Source organism: Streptomyces sp. GbtcB7, assembly GCF_019091445.1.
In the GTDB taxonomy this organism is placed as follows: domain Bacteria; phylum Actinomycetota; class Actinomycetes; order Streptomycetales; family Streptomycetaceae; genus Streptomyces; species Streptomyces mirabilis.
The window spans coordinates 198,860-219,089 of sequence record NZ_JAGXJM010000014.1; the positions used below are offsets into that span (position 1 = coordinate 198,860).

16 protein-coding genes are annotated in these 20,230 nt (G+C 70.9%); 12 read left to right on the forward strand and 4 right to left on the reverse strand.

The genetic code is table 11. The features are described from left to right. Positions 1-219: 219 nt before the first annotated feature. Together KVT44_RS23900 and KVT44_RS23905 are read right to left on the reverse strand one after the other, a co-directional pair. Complete coding sequence (locus tag KVT44_RS23900; protein ID WP_254649767.1) at positions 220-3,288, reverse strand: tetratricopeptide repeat protein; 3,069 nt, start codon at positions 3,286-3,288, stop codon at positions 220-222. Further along, positions 3,285-5,123, reverse strand: a complete 1,839-nt coding sequence (locus KVT44_RS23905) for an HSP90 family protein (protein ID WP_217568427.1) — start codon at positions 5,121-5,123, stop codon at positions 3,285-3,287. Before KVT44_RS23905 ends, KVT44_RS23900 begins: the two co-directional genes overlap by 4 nt. 166 nt (positions 5,124-5,289) lie before the next feature. Between KVT44_RS23905 and recG the strand changes: the two genes are divergently transcribed. The 8 genes from recG (at position 5,290) to mutM (ending at position 12,761) form a co-directional block, all read left to right on the forward strand. After that, positions 5,290-7,512, forward strand: coding sequence for an ATP-dependent DNA helicase RecG (gene recG, locus KVT44_RS23910; RefSeq protein ID WP_217568429.1), 2,223 nt, complete (start codon positions 5,290-5,292; stop codon positions 7,510-7,512). Between the two features lie 39 nt (positions 7,513-7,551). After that, positions 7,552-8,139, forward strand: a complete 588-nt coding sequence (gene rsmD / locus KVT44_RS23915; protein WP_060895406.1) for a 16S rRNA (guanine(966)-N(2))-methyltransferase RsmD — start codon at positions 7,552-7,554, stop codon at positions 8,137-8,139. Continuing rightward, positions 8,136-8,645: a pantetheine-phosphate adenylyltransferase gene (gene coaD / locus KVT44_RS23920; RefSeq protein ID WP_054235386.1), complete on the forward strand. Its 510-nt coding sequence runs from the start codon at positions 8,136-8,138 to the stop codon at positions 8,643-8,645. The genes rsmD and coaD overlap by 4 nt, the downstream gene beginning before the upstream one ends. Positions 8,646-8,744: 99 nt before the next feature. Further along, on the forward strand, positions 8,745-9,818 hold the full coding sequence (locus tag KVT44_RS23925; RefSeq protein ID WP_217568431.1) for an ATP synthase F0 subunit B: 1,074 nt from the start codon (positions 8,745-8,747) through the stop codon (positions 9,816-9,818). Positions 9,819-9,990: 172 nt separating this feature from the next. After that, the gene (locus KVT44_RS23930) at positions 9,991-10,644 is read left to right on the forward strand and encodes a DUF177 domain-containing protein (RefSeq protein ID WP_217568433.1); all 654 of its coding nucleotides are present in this window, start codon (positions 9,991-9,993) and stop codon (positions 10,642-10,644) included. Positions 10,645-10,646: 2 nt separating this feature from the next. Beyond that, positions 10,647-10,820, forward strand: coding sequence for a 50S ribosomal protein L32 (gene rpmF / locus KVT44_RS23935; RefSeq protein WP_006139588.1), 174 nt, complete (start codon positions 10,647-10,649; stop codon positions 10,818-10,820). A 19-nt stretch (positions 10,821-10,839) separates the two neighbouring features. Beyond that, positions 10,840-11,697, forward strand: a complete 858-nt coding sequence (rnc, locus tag KVT44_RS23940; RefSeq protein ID WP_099920470.1) for a ribonuclease III — start codon at positions 10,840-10,842, stop codon at positions 11,695-11,697. Between the two features lie 179 nt (positions 11,698-11,876). Continuing rightward, complete coding sequence (gene mutM / locus KVT44_RS23945) at positions 11,877-12,761, forward strand: bifunctional DNA-formamidopyrimidine glycosylase/DNA-(apurinic or apyrimidinic site) lyase (RefSeq protein WP_217568434.1); 885 nt, start codon at positions 11,877-11,879, stop codon at positions 12,759-12,761. Here the strand turns inward: mutM and KVT44_RS23950 are convergent. Further along, positions 12,751-13,164 carry a helix-turn-helix domain-containing protein gene (locus KVT44_RS23950; RefSeq protein WP_190172472.1) on the reverse strand — a complete coding sequence of 138 codons (414 nt, stop codon included), beginning with the start codon at positions 13,162-13,164 and terminating at the stop codon, positions 12,751-12,753. The two genes, mutM and KVT44_RS23950, sit on opposite strands and share 11 nt — an antisense overlap. Positions 13,165-13,264: 100 nt before the next feature. Here KVT44_RS23950 and KVT44_RS23955 point away from each other — a divergent pair, with 100 nt between their 5' ends. After that, a complete protein-coding gene (locus KVT44_RS23955; protein WP_099920467.1) occupies positions 13,265-13,873 on the forward strand; it encodes a flavodoxin family protein in 609 nt (202 codons plus the stop codon). A 284-nt stretch (positions 13,874-14,157) separates the two neighbouring features. On the opposite strand, the gene KVT44_RS23960 is transcribed toward KVT44_RS23955, so the two are convergent. Further along, a complete protein-coding gene (locus tag KVT44_RS23960) occupies positions 14,158-15,150 on the reverse strand; it encodes a CAP domain-containing protein (RefSeq protein ID WP_217568436.1) in 993 nt (330 codons plus the stop codon). 140 nt (positions 15,151-15,290) lie between these two features. On the opposite strand from KVT44_RS23960, the gene KVT44_RS23965 reads away from it, so the two are divergent. From KVT44_RS23965 to KVT44_RS23975, 3 genes are all read left to right on the forward strand, one after another. Next, positions 15,291-15,572 carry an acylphosphatase gene (locus KVT44_RS23965; RefSeq protein WP_099920465.1) on the forward strand — a complete coding sequence of 94 codons (282 nt, stop codon included), beginning with the start codon at positions 15,291-15,293 and terminating at the stop codon, positions 15,570-15,572. A gap of 382 nt (positions 15,573-15,954) precedes the next feature. After that, positions 15,955-16,158, forward strand: a complete 204-nt coding sequence (locus KVT44_RS23970; RefSeq protein WP_028802434.1) for a hypothetical protein — start codon at positions 15,955-15,957, stop codon at positions 16,156-16,158. 215 nt (positions 16,159-16,373) lie between these two features. Then, positions 16,374-20,132 carry an AAA family ATPase gene (locus KVT44_RS23975; RefSeq protein ID WP_217568438.1) on the forward strand — a complete coding sequence of 1,253 codons (3,759 nt, stop codon included), beginning with the start codon at positions 16,374-16,376 and terminating at the stop codon, positions 20,130-20,132. Positions 20,133-20,230: the final 98 nt, after the last annotated feature.

The window sequence follows — 20,230 nt, forward strand, 5'->3', positions numbered from 1 at the left end:
TCTTCGGCCGACGGTGGGTGGGAGCTGGTCGCGCGGTTCCCCGCGCCCCTGAAGGGGCGCTGCGCGCATCTTTCAGCCTGTCCGGCGTTTGAGGACGAGGCCGTTCAGGCCGATGCGGGGGTCCGGGGCGGAGCCCCGGGGGACGGGAACGGGTAGGGGCGGCGGGGGCGAGAACCCCACGCCCCGGCCTGCCCCGTCACTGGTCCCGCCGTTTCTCCATCACGCCTTCTCCGTCACGCCCAGCATGTTCTCCGCCTCGGCCCGACGCGCCTGCGCGGCCTCCCCGTCCACACCCGCGTACGCGGAAAGCACCGCACGCGCGCGTGCGGCCGCCGCCGCGGGCCGGAGCAGATCGGCCTCCAGCCACCCCGCCGCGAGCTCGGCCCCGGTGCGCGCGTCGAGGGCGTCGTCTCCGAGGGACGCGAAGACGGAGATGGCCCGCGTGTAGTGGGCCAGAGCCTCCTCCGCGTCGTCCGGAACGGAACGGGCGACCAGGTCACCGAACTGCCGATGGGTGTGACCGAGTTCGGCGACAAGGCGATGACGGGCCTCCGCGGCATCGGAGCCCTCCCCGGCATCCGAGCCCTCCACAGCCTCGGCCCCAACGGATGACGACACCGCCAGAAGCCCCTCCTCGCACTCCCGCACCGCCGCCGCCATCGACGCCCGCGCCCCGTCCAGCCCCGACTCCGTACGCAACGCGACCCACGCCCGGGCCCGCAGCGACCGGATCAGACCGTGGACGTTGCCGAGGTCACGCCACAGGTCACCGGCGCGTGCGTACGCCTGCTCGGCCTGCGCGGGCAGTTCGGCGTGGCCGAGCGCCTCGGCGGCGAGATGGGCGAGCATCGCGTGGTCACGCTGCTCGGGCCAGTGCCGGGCGACGTCCGCGGCCCGCAACCAGTGCTCGGCCGCCGCACGGTGCTCGCCGAGCTCGGTGAGACAGTCGCCGAGCCACCACCGCGTCTGCACGATCGCACCGTCGCCGTGCATGTCGGTGGTCAGGTCGGGCAGCGCCGACTCCAGGATCTCCGCGGCCTCGGCCCACCGCCCCTGACGGAGCAGGAACCCGCCGAGCTGGTGCCGGGCCCAGGCACCGAGTGTGGGCCCCTCGCCCGCCTCGTCGGCCCAGTGCGCGGCCTCCAGGGCGTGTTCCGAGGCGGGCCCGAACTGCCCGGTGGCGCCCAGGACCTCGGCGAGCTGCAGGTGCAGCTGCGCGTGGCCCATCGGCTCCAGACGAGGCCCTCCGTGCTCCAGCGCCGCGCGCGCGGCCCGCTCGGCCTCCTCCGCGTCGCCCAGGTGCCGGGCGATCCCGGCGAGTCGGGACTCGTACTCGACGGCGAACCACGGCAACCCCGCCGCCACGAACGCCGCCGCGGCCTGTCCGAGCAGCTCCGCGGCGGCCTCGGCGTCCCCGGCGTGCGCCGCGAGCTCCCCGAGCATCGCCCGCGCCTCCGCGGCCCGCGAGGCCATCCGCACGTCCGAGAGGTGCGGCTCGGCCAGCGCCAGCAGCTCCCGCACGGCCGCCTCGGCGGCGCCCACGACCTCGTCCACGGCGGTCCCGGAATCGGCGGTCCCGGAACCGGCCGTCCCGGAAGCCGTCCCCTCGGAAGCCGTCGCCCCCGACTCGCCCTCGTCCGCGTCCTCCTGCACCAACAGCATCAATATCCGCGCCCGTCCCACCAGCACGGACGCCGCCTGGGACACCCCCGTCCCGCCGTCCGCGAGGAGGGCGAGCACCCCCTCGTACAGCTCCGAGACGGTCGCGAGCGCCTCCTCGGGCCCGCCGGTGAGGGCGAGGACGTACGCGGCACGGGCGCGGGCCGCGAGCGCCTCGCCGGGGTCGCCCGCCTCGGCGTAGAGCTCGGCCGCCTCATGGAAGAGCTCGATACCCTCGGGACCGCGTTCCATAGCCGCGTGGTCGGCGATCTCCGCGCGGTCGCGGACGTCCAGTTCCTGGCCCTCGGCGGCCCGTGAGACCGCCGCCCAGGCCTCGACGGCGTCCGGGCTCCGGGTCGCGGACAGCCGCCGGGCCTCGGCGAGCAGCGCCGAGGGCGAGGACGGGTCCGAGCCGGCATCCGACTCCACGAAGGCGGCCGACGATCGAGCCGAAGCCGCCGCGGAACCCGAACCCGCCGCGGAACCCGAAGGCGACAGGTGTCGCGCGGACCGGGACCGCACCCCCAGCGGCAAGCGCTCGACCAACGGCCGCTGATCCATCCGCCCACGAGCCCGCTCACTCACGTACGACGTGCCGTTGCGCGCGTCGAAGAGCGCCGCCAGGGAAAGGGCCTCCCCGCGCGCGTGGACAGCGAGCCCGCTCGCGGTCCACTCCCGGCCGGCCGGTCCCGGCACCGGCTGATCGCCGAGACCGAGCCCGGTCAGGCGGTCCATGAGGAGGGCCGTCACGGCCATGAAGTCGAGCTTGCTGCGCGGGTCCCCGGAGTCGGTGAAGTAGGCGGGCCGCTCCGCGAGCAGCTCCAGGGCGCGCGCCTCGTTGCCGGAGAGCGCGCAGAACTCCACGTGGTCCGCGTACGCGCCGCGCATGCTCTCCATGGGGCGCACCAGCCGGAAGCCCCGCAGGTGATGGGCACGTGCCTCGTCCGGGCGGCCCAGACGCAGCAGGGGGACCAGGGAGGACGCCAGGACGGTGTGCGGCTCGTGGGCGCAGGCGTACTCGCCCTCCAGGACCGGGCGCCACAGTTCCAGCGCCTCCTCGTCGGCGTCGCGCTCCGCCCGCCACCACCCCTGGCTGTGGAGTTCGCACGCGTGGCAGTCGGCCATGGTGTCCCGGTCGGCGGCCAGCCAGGCGGTGTACGCCCGCTCGGCGCGCCCCAGGTCGCCCAGGTGCGCGGCGACGCTGAACTCGGCTCCGCGCACGGCCCGTTCGGAGTGTCCGGCCAGCCGGTATCGGTGCTCCATCTCGCCGAGCCACTTCTCTATGGAGGCGAGCGGGATGTGCGGCTGGTCGAGCATGCCGGCCGACATCCACTTGAAGACCCAGTGCAGGGAGTGGGTCTCGTACTCGTCGAAGTCCTCGGGGCGCTCGTCCCACATGCGCAGCAGACGCGCGAAGGGGACGAACATCTTGTCCTTCTCGGAGCTGTAGTTGTAGACCTTCAGCTGGTGTCCGAGCGCCTCGATCACGGCGAGCGGGATGTTCAGCTTCTCGGCCTCGACGAGCAGTTGCTCCGCGCGCGCGTTGCGTGCCGGACCCTCCGGCTGCTCCTGGTTGTCCGCCATCGCCTGGCGCAGGGTGTCGAAGTCCATGCCCATGGCCTGGCTCATCGGAGGTCGTCCTTCCCGGGCTCGGTGTGGGTGGCCCACTCCAGGAGGCCGATGAACGCGCGGTTGAGGAGCGCGGAGTCGGCGGGCCGCAGGGGGCGCTGCGCCATGAGGAGGGCCTGTCCGTAGAGGGACTCCGTGGCGGTGCCTATCAGCTCCGGGTCGCGCAGTGAACTGATCCTTCGGATCAGTGGGTTGAGGTGGTTGAGGACCAGGCGGGCACGGGGCGCGCTGCCGCGCAGCGAGCCGAGAATGCCCGCCCACAGGTCGTCGGCCTGCTCCTCGGCCTCCGCGCGGGCCTGCTCGTGGCGGGCCGCCCGGTCGTCCAGGTGCAGGGCGGGTACGGAGAGCGGGTGGAAGGCGCGCAGCACCACGTCGCAGCCCAGGGGGTCGAGCTTGGCCCGGGCGGCCATCAGGAAGCCCGAGAGGGCCAGTTCCTCGGCCGGGTCGACGGCGTCCAGGTGCGCCGTCACGGTGTCGGCGTCCAGCTCCGAGACGACCGTCCCCGGACGCACCGACGGCAGCGCCTCCACCAGCTCGCTGTCGTACGTGTAGCCGCCGTTGATCACCCCGATGCCCTGCGCGGAGGCGATGGGCGCGACCTGCCGGTACTCCTCCACGGTCCGCGTGAAGTGCACCACCGGGTGACGCAGCGCGAACTCCTCCAGGGACAACCGTCCGTCGGTCGTCTCGAAGGGCAGCCACGGCAGCATCGTGCGCAGCATCTCGTTGTCGTGCCGCGCCAGGGACTTCACGCCCAGGTGGTGCACCGACAGGAAGGCCGCCAGACGCTCCGGGTCGCCCGCCGCGAGCCCCGTCAGCCACGACCGGATGCGCTCGCCCAGGGCCTCGCGTACGGCCGCCAGGGTCTCGTCCTCGTACAGCGACTCGCGCGAGGCGGTGGGGCGCAGGCTGTCCGTGTCCAGGACGCAGCGCACGAAGAACGCCCAGTCGGGCAACAGCTGTTCGGCCCGCTCGGTGAGCAGCATGCCCTTCAGGTGCACCCGGTGGCTCGCGCGCTGGGCAGGGCTGACCGCGGACGGCAGGACGTACGCCACGCCGCGGACTCCGGCGAGCGGCACGTTCAGGTCGATCGTGTCCAGCGGTGTGAAGCCGAACAGGTCGTGGCAGTGACGGGCCAGGGCCACCCTGCGGGTGGCGGGGCTCGGATGGGTGCGGTCCCAGGGCGCAGGAAGCTCCGCGATCGCCTCGTCGCCGACGCGTACGTCGTACGGCAGCAGCGAGCCGAAGTCCCGGGCCAGGGAGCGGACCCGCTCCTCGGTGAGCCATTCGCCGGCTCCGGCGCGCGCCACCAGGTGCACGGTGGTACCCGGTTCGGGACGGGCCTCGTGCGGCAGCGTGCGCACGGTGTACGAGCCGTCGTCGGTCGCCGTCCACTCCACGGGCGCCGCGTCGGGGGTACGCGCGCTGCGGCTGACGACGCGGATGCGTTCGGCGACCACGAAACACGCCAGCAACCCGATGCCGAACTGCCCCAGGAAGTCGGAGCGCGCCGCCTGCAGGCCGTCCTCCCGTTTGGAACTGCGGCCGATCGTGGCGAGGAGGCTGTGCACGTCGGACTCCGTGAGCCCGATGCCGGAGTCCTCCACACGCAGGGTGCCGGCCTCGGCGTACAGGCGCACGGCGGCCGGGGCGTCCGGCTGCTCAGCCCGCCGGGCGGTGATCGCGTCCACGGCGTTCTGCAGCAGTTCGCGCAGGTAGACCTTGGGACTGGAGTAGAGGTGATGGGAGAGCAGGTCCACCAGACCACGCAGGTCGACCTGGAAGGTGTGAGGTGACTGGGATGCCTGTGATGGCTGTGAGGTCTGGGAGTCCATCGTCGCTGCGCCGAGGGTGGGGGGACGTGCGACGGCGCGGGGTCGGGCGGTCCCGGGGGACGGTGACCGCGAAGAGGGCCGGAGCGCGTCATCCTAGGCCCGGAACGAGCCGTCTGACCAGCGGATTTCCGGGACGTATACGGCAATGTCAGTGGTGTGGTGTGCAATGGATCTCGTGCCCGCGCTCGATGAACCACTGAAGAAGGTGCTCGGTCCCCCCACCGCGAAGGTGATGGCCGAGCACCTCGGCCTGCACACCGTCGGCGACCTGCTGCACCACTACCCGCGCAGATACGAGGAGCGCGGGCAGCTCACCCACCTCGCCGACCTGCCCATGGACGAGCACGTCACGGTGGTCGCCCAGGTCGCCGACGCGCGCCTGCTCACCTTCGCCTCCGCCAAGGCGCCCCGCGGCAAGGGCCAGCGCCTCGAAGTGACCATCACCGACGGCAGCGGCCGCCTCCAGCTGGTCTTCTTCGGCAACGGGGTGCACAAACCCCACAAGGACCTGCTGCCCGGCACCCGCGCGATGTTCTCGGGCAAGGTCTCCGTCTTCAACCACCGCCTCCAGCTGGCCCATCCGGCGTACGAGCCGCTGCGCGCCGACAGCGACGACGCCGCCGAGACCGTCGACTCCTGGGCGGGCGCGCTCATCCCGATCTACCCGGCCACCGCCAAGCTGGAGTCCTGGAAGATCGCCAAGTCGGTGCAGACGGTGCTGCTCAGCGCCCAGGAGGCCGTCGACCCGCTGCCGGACTCCCTCCGGGACGGCCGCGGCCTGGTCTCCCTCCCCGAGGCCCTTCTGAAGATCCACCGCCCGCACACCAAGGCGGACATCCACGACGCCCGCGCCCGTCTCAAGTGGGACGAGGCCTTCGTCCTCCAGGTCGCCCTGGCCCGCCGCCGCCACGCCGACGCCCAACTCCCCGCCGTGGCCCGTCTCCCCAAGCCGGACGGCCTGCTGACCTCCTTCGACGCGAAGCTGCCCTTCACCCTCACCGAGGGCCAGCAGAAGGTCTCCAAGGAGATCTTCGACGACCTCGCCACCGAGCACCCGATGCACCGGCTGCTCCAGGGAGAGGTCGGTTCCGGGAAGACGATGGTCGCCCTGCGCGCCATGCTCGCCGTCGTCGACGCGGGCGGGCAGGCCGCGCTGCTCGCGCCGACCGAGGTGCTCGCCCAGCAGCACCACCGGTCGATCACCGAGATGATGGGCGAGCTGGCCGAGGGCGGCATGCTCGGCGGGTCCGAGCACTCCACCAAGGTCGTGCTGCTCACCGGTTCCATGGGGGCGGCGGGGCGGCGACAGGCGCTGCTCGACCTCGTCACCGGTGAGGCCGGGATCGTGATCGGCACCCACGCGCTGATCGAGGACAAGGTGCAGTTCCACGACCTGGGCCTGGTCGTGGTGGACGAGCAGCACCGCTTCGGCGTCGAGCAGCGCGACGCCCTGCGCGGCAAGGGCAAGCAGCCGCCGCACCTCCTGGTGATGACCGCCACGCCCATTCCGCGCACGGTCGCGATGACCGTCTTCGGCGACCTGGAGACCTCGGTCCTCGACCAGCTTCCCGCCGGGCGTTCGCCGATCGCCAGCCATGTCGTCCCCGCCGCCGACAAGCCGCACTTCCTCACGCGCGCGTGGGAGCGCGTGCGCGAAGAAGTGGAGAAGGGCCATCAGGCGTACGTGGTCTGCCCGCGCATCGGCGACGACATCGACGAGCCTGCCGACCCGAAGAAGGCCAAGAAGAAGTCCCCCGAGGACGAGGCCGAGAAGCGTCCGCCCCTCGCCGTCCTCGACATCGCCGACCAGCTCGCCAGGGGGCCCCTCCAAGGACTCAAGGTCGAGGTCCTGCACGGCCGTATGCAGCCCGACGACAAGGACGCCGTGATGCGCCGCTTCGCCGCGGGCGAGACGGACGTCCTGGTCGCCACGACGGTGATCGAGGTCGGGGTGAACGTGCCGAACGCCACGGCCATGGTGATCATGGATGCCGACCGGTTCGGCGTGTCTCAGCTCCACCAGCTGCGCGGCCGCGTCGGTCGTGGTTCCGCCGCCGGACTCTGCCTCCTGGTCAGCGAGATGCCGGAGGCGAGCCCGGCCCGCCAGCGGCTGACCGCGGTGGCGTCCACGCTCGACGGCTTCGAGCTCTCCCGCATCGACCTCGAACAGCGCCGTGAGGGCGACGTGCTCGGCCAGGCCCAGTCCGGCGTCCGCTCCTCACTGCGCATGCTCGCCGTCATCGAGGACGAGGAGATCATCGCCGAGGCCCGCGAGGAGGCCGCCGCGGTCGTCGCCGCCGACCCCGAGCTCACCGCCCTCCCCGGACTGCGCACGGCCCTGGAGGCCCTCCTCGACGAGGAGCGCGAGCAGTACCTGGACAAGGGCTGAGAGACTGGCCCCGACACACTTCCAGCGCAAAGGACCCTCATGACCCGCGTGATCGCCGGCCGGGCCGGCGGACGCCGTCTGGCCGTCCCGCCGGGCACCGGCACCCGCCCCACCTCCGACCGGGCGCGCGAGGGCCTCTTCTCCACCTGGCAGTCCCTGCTCGGCGGCCCGCTGGAGGGCGAGCGCGTCCTCGACCTGTACGCGGGCTCGGGCGCCGTCGGCCTGGAGGCGCTCAGCCGCGGCGCCGGGCACGCCCTCCTCGTCGAGGCCGACGCCCGCGCGGCCCGGATCATCCGCGAGAACGTGAAAACGCTGGGCCTGCCCGGCGCCGAGGTCAGATCGGGCAAAGCGGAGCAGATCGTCCAGGGATCGGCGCCGACGGATCCGTACGACCTGGTCTTCCTCGACCCGCCGTACGCCGTGTCCGACGACGATCTTCGCGAGATTCTGCTCACACTCCGGACGCAGGGCTGGCTCGCGGCCGAAGCGCTCGTCACCGTGGAGCGCAGCACCAGGGGCGGCGAATTCAGCTGGCCGGACGGTTTCGACGCGATCCGGGCCCGTCGTTACGGCGAGGGGACGTTTTGGTACGGTCGCGCCGCCTCTACGTGCGAAGACGCACGATGACCGGACCGGAGAGCGAGGGACCACAGTTGCGCCGCGCCGTCTGTCCGGGGTCATTCGACCCCATCACCAATGGACACCTCGACATCATCGCCCGCGCTTCCAGGCTCTACGACGTCGTGCACGTCGTGGTGATGATCAATCAGTCGAAGCAGGGCCTGTTCACCGTCGACGAGCGGATCGAGCTGATCCGCGAGGTCACCGCCGAGTACGGCAACATCCAGGTCGAGGCCTACCACGGCCTCCTCGTCGACTTCTGCAAGCAGCGCGACATCCCCGCCATCGTGAAGGGTCTGCGGGCGGTCAGCGACTTCGACTACGAACTGCAGATGGCCCAGATGAACAACGGCCTCTCGGGCGTCGAGACGCTGTTCATCCCGACCAGCCCCACCTACAGCTTCCTGTCCTCCTCGCTCGTGAAGGAGGTCGCCCAGTGGGGCGGCGACATCTCCCACCTGGTGCCGGAGGTCGTCCTGGAGGCACTCAAGGGACGGCTCGGAAAGAGCTGAGTGCCTGACAGTGCGTCACCAGGTGTCGGGCGGGGTGGGAGTGGTCGTACAGTCGACCCGTCCGTCTCCATCACAGCTGTAGAGAGTGGCGAGCACACGGTGGACGTGCAGAAGAAGCTCGATGAGATCGTCGCGGCGGTCGGCAGCGCCCGTTCGATGCCCATGTCGGCCTCGTGCGTGGTCAACCGCGCCGAGCTGCTCTCGATGCTCGAAGAGGTGCGCCAGGCGCTGCCCGGCTCCCTCGCGCAGGCCGAGGAGCTGATCGGCGGCCGCGAGCAGATGGTCGAGCAGGCCCGCCAGGAGGCCGAGCGGATCATCGAGTCGGCGCACGCTCAGCGCGGCTCCCTGATCTCCGACACCGAGGTCGCCCGCCGCTCCCAGAACGAGGCGGACCGCATCCTCGCCGAGGCCCGCCAGGAGGCCGAGGAGATCCGCGCGGAGGCCGACGACTACGTCGACTCCAAGCTCGCCAACTTCGAGGTCGTCCTCACCAAGACCCTCGGTTCCGTCGGCCGTGGCCGAGAGAAGCTCCTCGGCACCGGCCCCGGCACCGACGAGCAGGGCTACGAGGACGAGGACGCCCCCGAGCGCAGCCACGACCCGGAGACCCTGCGCCGGGACGCCGACGCGTACGTGGACGTCAAGCTCGGCGCCTTCGAGGCGGTCCTCGCCAAGACCCTGGAGGCCGTGGGCAAGGGGCGCCAGAAGCTGCACGGCCGTATCGCCAGCGACGACCTGGGCGAGCTGGGCACCTTCGCGGAGGACGGGACGCCTGGCCACCACACCAGCGACTCCGACTACCTGGCCGGCCTCGCCGAGCTCTCGGAGGCCCCCGAGCGGCCCGCGCAGACCCCCGAGGTGCCGGCCCAGCCGAACTACGGACAGCAGCAGGACGCCTACGCGTACCAGCAGCAGCCCGACCCCTACGGCTATCAGCAGCAGTACGCCCAGCAGGACGCGTACGGCTACCAGCAGGCCGACCCGTACGCCGCCTACCCGCAGCAGCAGGGCTACGACCAGCAGACGGCGTACGATCAGAGCGGGCAGCAGGCCTATCCGCAGCAGCAGCCGGGGGCCCTGGACCCGATGGCGAACGCCCTGGACGAGACCAGCCTCTTCGACACCACCATGATCAGCGCCGAGCAGCTGCGGGCGTACGAACAGGGTCGCTGACCCCGTACGAACGCCGGACGGACACTGTTCGGGCACCGGCTGGGCACCGGATTGGGCCGAGAGCGAAAGGTCCAGTATCCTGGCTCTTCGGTCGCGTGTACGTCCGCGGTCAACGCTGCCCACGGAACTCCAGGGGTGGCACCCCCTTGAGCTTCGAAGATCGAAAGCAGGAATGGCTCTGAACACCCACCTCGACCACCGCAACCCTCTTGTGTTCGACACACACGAGCTGGGGCGGCGTCCTGGTGCTCTGCAGCGCTTGACCCGCACGATCGACGCCCCCAAGGATCTCGGGATCCAAGGAGTCATCGGAGTGCCGGAAGGCGCCCCGGTGGAGCTCGAACTCCGCCTTGAGTCGGTCATGGAAGGGGTGCTTGTCACAGGCACCGTCCGTGCACGGGCCAAGGGGGAGTGCGTAAGGTGTCTGGAGCCGCTCGAGCAGCAGCTCGAAGCGGAATTCCAGGAGATGTTCTCGTACCCTGACGCCGACGACCGGGGCCGTGTGAAAGCGGAGCCGGCCGACGACGCCGAGGAAGACGAGGACAGGCTCTTCATCGAGGACGGCCTGTTCGACCTCGAACCCGTGCTGCGTGATGCGGTGGTGCTCGCACTGCCGATGCAGCCGGTGTGCCAGGACGACTGCCCCGGCCTGTGCTCCGAATGCGGAGCCCGGCTCGCGGACGACCCGGACCACCACCACGACGCCGTCGACATCCGTTGGGCGGCACTGCAGGGACTCGCCGGTTCACTCGAAGATGGCGAGAAGGACGAGATGAGCGGCGGCGCGCTTCCTTCAGCGCACGCCGACGAGAAGCAGGAGAAGTAGCCGTGGCTGTTCCGAAGCGGAAGATGTCGCGCAGCAACACGCGCCACCGCCGGTCGCAGTGGAAGGCTGCGGTCCCCACCCTGGTTGCGTGCGAGCGCTGCCACGAGCCCAAGCTGCAGCACATCGCGTGCCCTGCTTGTGGCACCTACAACAAGCGCCAGGTCCTCGAGGTCTGAGCGGCTGGTGAGAGGTCTGATGTCTGACGCCAAGGCGGACCCAAACGCCAAGAAAAAGGCGGACAACACAGCCTCGTCCCACACGCTTCTGGAAGGGCGGCTCGGGTACAAGCTCGAGTCCGCCCTTCTGGTGCGTGCGCTGACCCACCGTTCCTACGCGTACGAGAACGGCGGTCTGCCGACCAACGAGCGCCTGGAGTTCCTCGGGGACTCCGTGCTCGGCCTCGTGGTCACGGACACGCTGTACCGCACCCACCCCGACCTGCCCGAAGGCCAGCTGGCCAAGTTGCGGGCCGCGGTGGTCAACTCGCGTGCGCTGGCGGAAGTGGGCCGCGGCCTCGAACTCGGCCTCTTCATCCGGCTCGGCCGGGGCGAAGAAGGCACGGGAGGCCGGGACAAGGCATCCATCCTCGCCGACACCCTTGAAGCGGTGATCGGCGCGGTCTATCTCGACCAGGGTCTGGACGCGGCGGGCGAGCTCGTCCACCGGCTCTTCGACCCACTGATCGAGAAGTCCTCGAATCTGGGAGCGGGCCTGGACTGGAAGACCAGTCTCCAGGAACTCACCGCGACCGAGGGGCTCGGCGTTCCCGAGTACCTGGTCTCGGAGACCGGCCCGGACCACGAGAAGACCTTTACTGCTGCCGCCCGCGTCGGAGGCGTCTCGTACGGCACCGGCACCGGCCGCAGCAAGAAGGAAGCGGAGCAACAGGCCGCGGAGTCCGCGTGGCGTGCCATCCGCGCCGCCGCGGACGAACGCGCGAAGTCGGCCCAGGCCGCCGAGGAAGCGGCTCAGGCCGCCGAGCAGGCTGCCCAGGCCGCCGAGGGGACCACCGAAGCCCCCTCGGCTCCGACGAGCGACTCGGCCACGGCCTGATTCCTTCGTAGCACCTTCGACAGCACCTTCGTAAGCATCAGGCCTCTGTCGCAGCGTCCGCGCCGCGACAGAGGCCTGATGTGTGTTGTGCCCGTGCGTCCTGGGCCCCCGTCCGGGTGACGTGAGCGCGAGGTAATCTTCGGGCGTCGTTCCCGTGCCCGCCCCTCCGGAGGAGTCCCGTGCCCGAGTTGCCCGAGGTCGAAGTCGTGCGGCGCGGCCTGGCGCGGTGGGTCAGCGGGCGGACCGTGACCTCGGTCGAGGTACGCCACCCGCGTGCCGTACGGCGGCACCTCGCAGGACCCGAGGGGTTCGCGAAAACGCTCGCGGGCCACCGCGTAGGACCGGCCATGCGCCGCGGCAAGTACCTCTGGCTGCCCCTCGACGACTCCCCGTTCTCCGTCCTCGCGCACCTCGGCATGAGCGGCCAGCTCCTGGTGCAGCCGCAGGACGCCCCGGACGAGAAGCACCTGCGCATCCGCATCCGCTTCGACGACACCCGCACGCCCGCCCCCGCCGGGGCGGAGGGCACCGAGCTGCGCTTCGTCGACCAGCGCACCTTCGGCGGGCTCTCCCTCCACGAGAACACCCCGGACGGTCTGCCGGACGTCATCGCGCACATCGCCCGCGACCCGCTGGACCCCCTCTTCGACGACGCGGCCTTCCACATGGCCCTGCGCGCCCGGCGTACGACGATCAAGCGCGCCCTGCTCGACCAGTCGCTGATCAGCGGGGTCGGCAACATCTACGCGGACGAGGCGCTCTGGCGCGCCAAACTGCACTACGAACGCCCCGTGGCCGGCTTCACCCGGCCGCGCACCGCCGAACTTCTCGGACACATCCGCGACGTCATGAACGAAGCCCTCGCCGTCGGCGGCACCAGCTTCGACAGCCTGTATGTCAACGTCAACGGCGAGTCCGGCTACTTCGACCGCTCGCTCGACGCGTACGGCCGCGAGGGCGAGCCCTGCCGCCGGTGCGGGACGCCGATGCGACGGCGTGCCTGGATGAACCGGTCCAGCTACTTCTGCCCGCGCTGCCAGCGCCCGCCGCGCGTCACTCCGTAGCGGCGCGGGTCTCGTCGTAGCGCTCGCGGGCCTCCAGGACATCGTCCATGCGGCCCTCGACGAAGTGGATGAGGCTCAGCAGGCGCGTGGAGACCTCGCGACCGAGCGGGGTGAGGGTGTAGTCGACGCGCGGGGGGTTCGTGGGCTGTGCCTCGCGGTGCACCAGGCCGTCGCGCTCCAGCGCGTGCAGTGTCTGGGAGAGCATCTTCTCGCTGACGCCGTCGACCCTGCGCCGCAGCTCGTTGAAGCGGAACGTGCCCTCGTGCAGCGCTCCGAGCGTGAGCGATCCCCAGCGTCCGGTGACGTGCTCCAGCGTGCCCCGGGACGGGCAGCTGCGTGCGAACACGTTGTACGGCAGGTCCTGACACTCACCGCGCTCGGCGGTCTGCACGCTGGGTTCCATGGGCTCACCATACTCCGACGCAGCGCTAACCAGAGGGTTGCACTAACTAGAAGTTAGTGCTTTCCTTTGGTTCGTTGTCACCACCTGGAGGAGTCCCATCGTGAGCACCCCGAGTACCCCTGTCGTTTCCATCGCCTACCACTCCGGCTACGGCCACACCGCCGTCCTCGCCGAGGCCGTTCGCTCCGGTGCCGTCGAGGCCGGTGCCCAGGCGCACCTGATCAACGTCGACGAGATCACCGACGCTCAGTGGGAACTGCTCGACGCCTCGGACGCGATCGTGTTCGGCTCGCCCACCTACATGGGCACCGCTTCCGGCGCCTTCCACGTCTTCGCCGAGGCGTCCTCGAAGCGCTGGTTCGGACAGGACTGGCGCGACAAGCTCGCCGCCGGATTCACCAACTCCGGCTCCAAGAGCGGCGACAAGCTGCACACCCTGCAGTTCTTCCAGATCCTGGCCGCCCAGCACGGCATGAACTGGGTCAACCTCGGTCTGCACCCGGGCTGGAACAGCTCCTCGGCCTCCGAGCACGACCTCAACCGCCTCGGCGTCTTCGCCGGCGCCGCCGCCCAGACCAATGTCGACGAGGGTCCGGAGACGGTTCACAAGGCCGACATCGCCACGGCGGAGCACCTCGGTCGCCGGGTCGCCGAGGCGGCGCGGGTGGTCGCGCTGGGACGCGCGGCGGTGGCCGGGGCGGCGGCGTAAACGCTTGCGCAATCGTTTACGCAAACGCTCGCGTAAACGCTTGCGCGGGGCTGTGCAAACGGTCGCGCACGGGCTTGCGTGAACCCGCGTCTACGTTCGCGTAAAGGCTTGCGTAAGCGTTTACGCAAGTCTTTACGCGCCCGCACCACGTTCCTGCGCACACACGAGGAAGCCGCCAGTACGCCCACACGCCCGCACGCCCCCAACGCCCGCACGACAAAGCCGCGCCCCCTCGTTCAGCGAGGGGGCGCGGCTTCGTCGTGTCGTGAGAGGCGGGCCGTCGGCTAGTAGCCGAAGTCCTGCGTCCACCAGGGGCCGCCGGTGCCGAGGTGCACACCCACGCCCAGGGTCTTGAAGTCGCAGTTGAGAATGTTGGCGCGGTGGCCGGGGCTGTTCATCCAGGCCTCCATGACGGCGGCGGCGTCGGCCTGTCCGCGCGCTATGTTCTCGCCGCCGAGGCTGGTTATCCCGGCCTTGGCCGCCCGGTCCCAGGGGCTGAGCCCGCTCGGGTCGGTGTGGTCGAAGAAGTCGCGCGCGGCCATGTCCTCGCTGAAGGCCTGGGCGAGGTCGGACAGGGCGCTGTTCGCCGCCACCGGACTGCAGCCGACCTTGGCCCGCTCGTCGTTGACCAGCTTGAGCACCTCGGTCTCGGCCGCCGTTTCGGCGGAGACGTCGACCGGGGCGGTGGTCTTGGGCGCCTTGGTCTTCGAGGCCTGACCGGGCGGAGTCGCGGGCTTGTTCGCGTTGGCGGACTTGCCCGGCTTGGTGGTGGGCTCCTGGGAGGGCGCCGTCGTCGGCGCGGCCGGCGAGGTCACGGGAGCGGTCGACGCCGGTGCCGAAGCCGAGGGCGACGCGGAGCGGTCGGCGTCACGGCTCGTCGAGGTGCCCTCGCGGCCGTCCGCGCTCGCGCTGCCCGACGTACCGCCCTGCTGGGTCTCCTGGCTGGACGGGGACCCCACGGCCTGCACGCTGTCGGAGTTGTTGCTGCCACCACCGAGCGAATAGTTCTCGGTGCCGGGCAGCACGCCGGAAGCGACGGCCACGGTGCCCAGTGCCACGGCTGCGGAGACGCCGAGCAGACCCGTGCGTACCGGCGTCGCGGTCTTCCGCTTGCGGTGCGAGCGGGCAGCGGCGGTCGGCGGGAGGTCGGCGACGGCGGCGTAGCCGTACAGGTTCTCCGGACCGTAACTTTCCGTAACGGGTCCGTGATTCTCCGTAACCCCCGTGGCGCGGCCCGTGGCGGCGCGGCCGACGGCGGAGCGTCCGTGGCGTCCCATCTCCTGGCCTTCCTCGTTCCTGGTCAGCGTCCCTCACTCAAAAGAGTGAGTTTCATATGAGACTCATTGGGTCGGGACGGTACCGCATGGCGGGAGGGGAGGAAGTGCTGCGAGAGACTTTGTCCGGTTAGCGTGCACCCATGAACGAGGTTGTGCGGCTGGTCGTTTGGGTACGCGGACGTGTCCAAGGTGTGGGTTTCCGCTGGTTCACGCGGGCCAAGGCGCTGGAGATCGGCGGCCTGAGTGGCTTTGCTCTCAATTTGGACGACGGACGGGTCCAGGTGGTCGCGGAAGGAACCCGGGCCGGATGCCAGGGCCTGCTCGACTGGCTCCAGGGGGACGACACACCCGGGCGTGTGGACGGAGTCACTGAGATCTGGGACACGCCCCGGGGGATCTACGACGACTTCGCGATCCGGTGACGGCGACGTGTGCAACGGCCCTGGCGGAAGCGGTATGGCATGCCACCGGCACCTGCCAGAAGCAGAAATGACCTGGTGGTTGCCAAGAACGGCTCGGCGTGGCAGGCTCCGCAGAGAAGGATGATCTCCACGCCCCCCGGGTCTCGCAGGAGTCGCAGCGCAGCCGTCCGAAGGGCCGCGCGACAGCGGGTTGCCCGCCAATACGGGGCGTGATCGTGTTGACCGTCAAACTTTTTGGTGAGACGCTGAAAGCCCCGCGCACCTTAGCTGTTTGGCATGTGGAACCGCAGCAAAAATTTAGTAAGTGTCAAGCATCGCGGGTGCGATTCCCTCACGACCCACACCGCTTCGGTCGGTCACTCAGTGTGGAGGACCATCCATCATGGCAAAGGCGCTTCTCGGTTACGTCGGCGGTTCCGACCCGCGACTCATCGCCGAGATGCGACGGCTCCAGCAGCGTGTACAGGACCTCGAATCCGAGCTCGTACGGATTCAGGCCGAGAACGACGCGCTCGCGGCTGCCGCTTCTCACGACTCGCTTCTCGAGAGCATCGACGTACCCCAGGCGGAGCCTGCGCTCACCTGATCACTGCACCGCACTACGACAGCAGTGGTTGGGCTGCCCGTGTCAACCGCTAAGTTGTCAGCTGTCAGAATTGCAAGGGACGCCTCTTCGGCGTCCCTTCTTCTTTCCCCCGCGTGCCCTCCCGCTCTCTTTAACGTCTGGTGTGCCCTGCACGTTCATGGGTGAAACCGCGGGTTCATGGAGTGAGACCGGCCCGAAAGGTAGAGTCCGGCGGCGTGCACCTCAAGGCCCTGACCCTGCGCGGGTTCAAGTCGTTCGCCTCGGCGACCACGCTGCGGTTCGAGCCGGGCATCACCTGTGTCGTGGGCCCCAATGGTTCGGGCAAGTCCAATGTCGTGGACGCCCTGAGCTGGGTCATGGGTGAGCAGGGGGCCAAGTCGCTGCGCGGCGGCAAGATGGAGGACGTCATCTTCGCCGGCACCACCGGGCGGCCGCCGCTCGGCCGGGCCGAGGTGTCCCTGACCATCGACAACTCCGACGGGGCGCTGCCCATCGAGTACGCCGAGGTCACCATCACGCGGATCATGTTCCGCAACGGCGGCAGCGAGTACCAGATCAACGGTGACACCTGCCGTCTCCTCGACATCCAGGAACTGCTGTCCGACTCCGGCATCGGCCGCGAGATGCACGTCATCGTCGGGCAGGGCCAGCTCGACTCCGTCCTGCACGCCGACCCGATGGGCCGCCGCGCGTTCATCGAGGAGGCGGCGGGCGTCCTCAAGCACCGCAAGCGCAAGGAGAAGGCGCTGCGGAAACTGGACGCGATGCAGGCGAACCTGGCCCGCGTCCAGGACCTCACCGACGAACTGCGCCGCCAGCTCAAGCCGCTGGGCCGGCAGGCCGCCGTCGCCCGTCGCGCCGCCGTCATCCAGGCCGACCTGCGCGACGCCCGCCTGCGCCTCCTCGCCGACGATCTCGTACGACTGCGGCAGGCGCTCCAGTCCGAGATCGCCGACGAGGCCGCGCTCAAGCAACGCAAGGAAACCGCCGAGGCCGAACTGAAGAAGGCGCTCCAGCGGGAGGCGCTCCTGGAGGACGAGGTCCGGCAACTCACGCCCCGGCTCCAGCGCGCCCAACAGACCTGGTACGAGCTCTCGCAGCTCGCCGAGCGGGTGCGCGGCACGATCTCGCTGGCCGACGCGCGGGTGAAGAGCGCCACTTCGGCGCCCGCCGAGGAGCGGCGCGGGCGTGACCCCGAGGACATGGAGCGCGAGGCGGCGCGGATCCGTGAACAGGAGGCCGAGCTCGAAGCGGCCCTGGAGGCGGCCGAGCACGCCTTGGAGGACACGGTCGCGCACCGGGCCGAACTGGAGCGCGAGCTCGCCGTCGAGGAGCGCCGCCTCAAGGACGTGGCCCGCGCCATCGCCGACCGCCGTGAGGGCCTGGCCCGCCTCAACGGCCAGGTCAACGCCGCCCGTTCGCGGGCCGCCTCCGCCCAGGCCGAGATCGACCGGCTCGCCGTCGCCCGGGACGAGGCCCAGGAGCGGGCGTTCGCCGCGCAGGAGGAGTACGAGCAGCTGAAGGCCGAGGTCGACGGCCTGGACGCGGGCGACGCGGAACTGACGGAGCGGCACGAGGCGGCCAAGCGGGCGCTGTCCGAGGCGGAGGCCGCGCTGAGCGCCGCCCGCGAGGCGGCCACGGCGGCCGAACGCAGGCGCGCCGCCACCCAGGCCCGCCACGAGGCCCTCGCCCTCGGTCTGCGCCGCAAGGACGGCACGGGGGCGCTCCTGGGGGCCAGGGACCGCCTCACGGGGCTCCTCGGCCCCGCGGCCGAGCTGCTGTCCGTCACCCCCGGCCACGAGGTCGCGCTCGCCGCCGCCTTCGGCGCCGCGGCGGACGCCATCGCGGTCACCACCCCCGCCTCGGCCGCCGAAGCCATCCGCCTGCTGCGCAAGCAGGACGCCGGCCGCGCGGCTCTGCTGCTGGCCGGGGCTCCGGAGGACGCGGGGGCACGCGAGGCCAAGGGCATCGACGGCACCGGGCAGCACCGGGCGGCGGGTGACATCGCTTCCGGTGCGGTGCCCATCGGCGGTCACCCCGACGGGCGTGACACATCCGGGGGCGCCAGCCCCTCCGCGGCCTCTCCGGACGACGTAACCCCAAGGGCCGCCTCCGGGGCTCTGCCTCCGAACGCCGCCTCCGGTGACGCAGCGCCGCGGACGGCCCTCACCGGGCCGCCGTACGCCGCCGACCTCGTCCGTGGTCCCGCCGAGCTCATGCCCGCCGTACGACGGCTGCTGCGCGGGATCGTCGTGGTCGGCACCCTCGAGGACGCCGAGGATCTGGTCTACGCGCGGCCGGAGTTGACCGCGGTCACCGCGGAGGGTGACCTGCTCGGAGCGCACTTCGCGCACGGTGGGTCCGCCGGGGCGCCCAGCCTCCTCGAAGTGCAGGCGTCCGTCGACGAGGCGGCTGCCGAGCTCGAGGAGCTCGCCGTGCGGTGCGAGGAACTCGGCGCGGCGCAGCACCGGGCCGCCGAGGAGCGGGGGGAGCGGGCCGCGCTCGTCGAGGAGCTGGGGGAGCGGCGGCGGGCCGCCGAGCGCGAGAAGTCGTCCGTGGCGCAGCAGTTGGGGCGGCTGGCCGGGCAGGCGCGCGGCGCGGCCGGGGAGGCCGAGCGGAGTACCGCCGCCGCGGCGCGGGCGCAGGAGGCGCTCGACCGGGCCGTGGAAGAGGCCGAGGAGCTGGCGGAGCGGCTCGCCGTGGCCGAGGAGATGCCTGTCGAGGAGGAGCCCGACACGGCTGTACGGGATCGGCTCGCCGCGGACGGCGCCAACGCGCGGCAGACCGAGATGGAGGCCCGGCTCCAGGTGCGCACGCACGAGGAGCGGGTGAAGGGGCTCGCGGGACGGGCCGACGGGCTCGACCGGGCCGCGCGCGCGGAACGTGAGGCACGCGCGCGTGCGGAGCAGCGGCGGGCCCGGCTGCGGCACGAGGCGGCGGTCGCCGAGGCCGTCGCCTCCGGAGCGCGGCAACTCCTGGCGCACGTCGAGGTGTCACTGCGCCGGGCCGAGGAGGAACGCACCGCCGCCGACACGGCCAAGGCCCGTCGTGAGCAGGATCTTGTCGCCGCGCGCAACGAAGGCCGCGATCTCAAGGCGGAGCTCGACAAACTCACGGATTCGGTTCACCGCGGCGAGGTACTCGGTGCCGAGAAGCGGCTGCGGATAGAGCAGCTGGAGACGAAGGCGCTGGAGGAGCTCGGTGTCGAACCGGCGGGGCTTGTCGCGGACTACGGTCCGGGCCAGCTCGTGCCGTCCTCGCTCCCCGCCGAGGGCGAGGAACTGCCCGAGGACCCGGAGCACCCGCGCAACCAGCCCCGGCCCTTCCACCGTGCCGAGCAGGAGCGACGGCTCAAGTCGGCCGAGCGGGCCTACGCGCAGCTGGGGAAGGTCAATCCGCTGGCGTTGGAGGAGTTCGCCGCGTTGGAGGAGCGTCACAAGTTCCTCAGCGAGCAGCTGGAGGACCTCAAGAAGACGCGGGCCGATCTGCTGCAGGTGGTGAAGGAGGTCGACGAGCGCGTCGAACAGGTCTTCACCGAGGCGTACCGGGACACGGCACGTGAGTTCGAGGGTGTCTTCAGCAGGCTGTTCCCGGGAGGGGACGGGCGACTGATCCTGACCGACCCCGACAACATGCTCACCACGGGTGTGGACGTCGAGGCACGGCCCCCCGGCAAGAAGGTGAAGCGGCTGTCCCTGCTGTCCGGTGGGGAGAGGTCTCTCACCGCCGTCGCGCTCCTTGTGTCGATCTTCAAGGCGCGGCCCAGTCCGTTCTATGTGATGGACGAGGTGGAGGCGGCGCTCGACGACACCAACCTGCAGCGGCTGATCCGGATCATGCAGGAGCTGCAGGAGGCGTCGCAGCTGATCGTGATCACGCACCAGAAGCGGACGATGGAGGTCGCCGACGCGCTGTACGGCGTCTCCATGCAGGGCGACGGTGTGTCGAAGGTCATCAGTCAGCGGCTGCGCTAGATGCGTGTAGTGCACACCGGTCGTGACCTGGGCTTCTAGTTGGGTTCAAGTAGTGAACACGTGATGACCGCTTGGGTGCGAAAAATTCACAGCAGCGG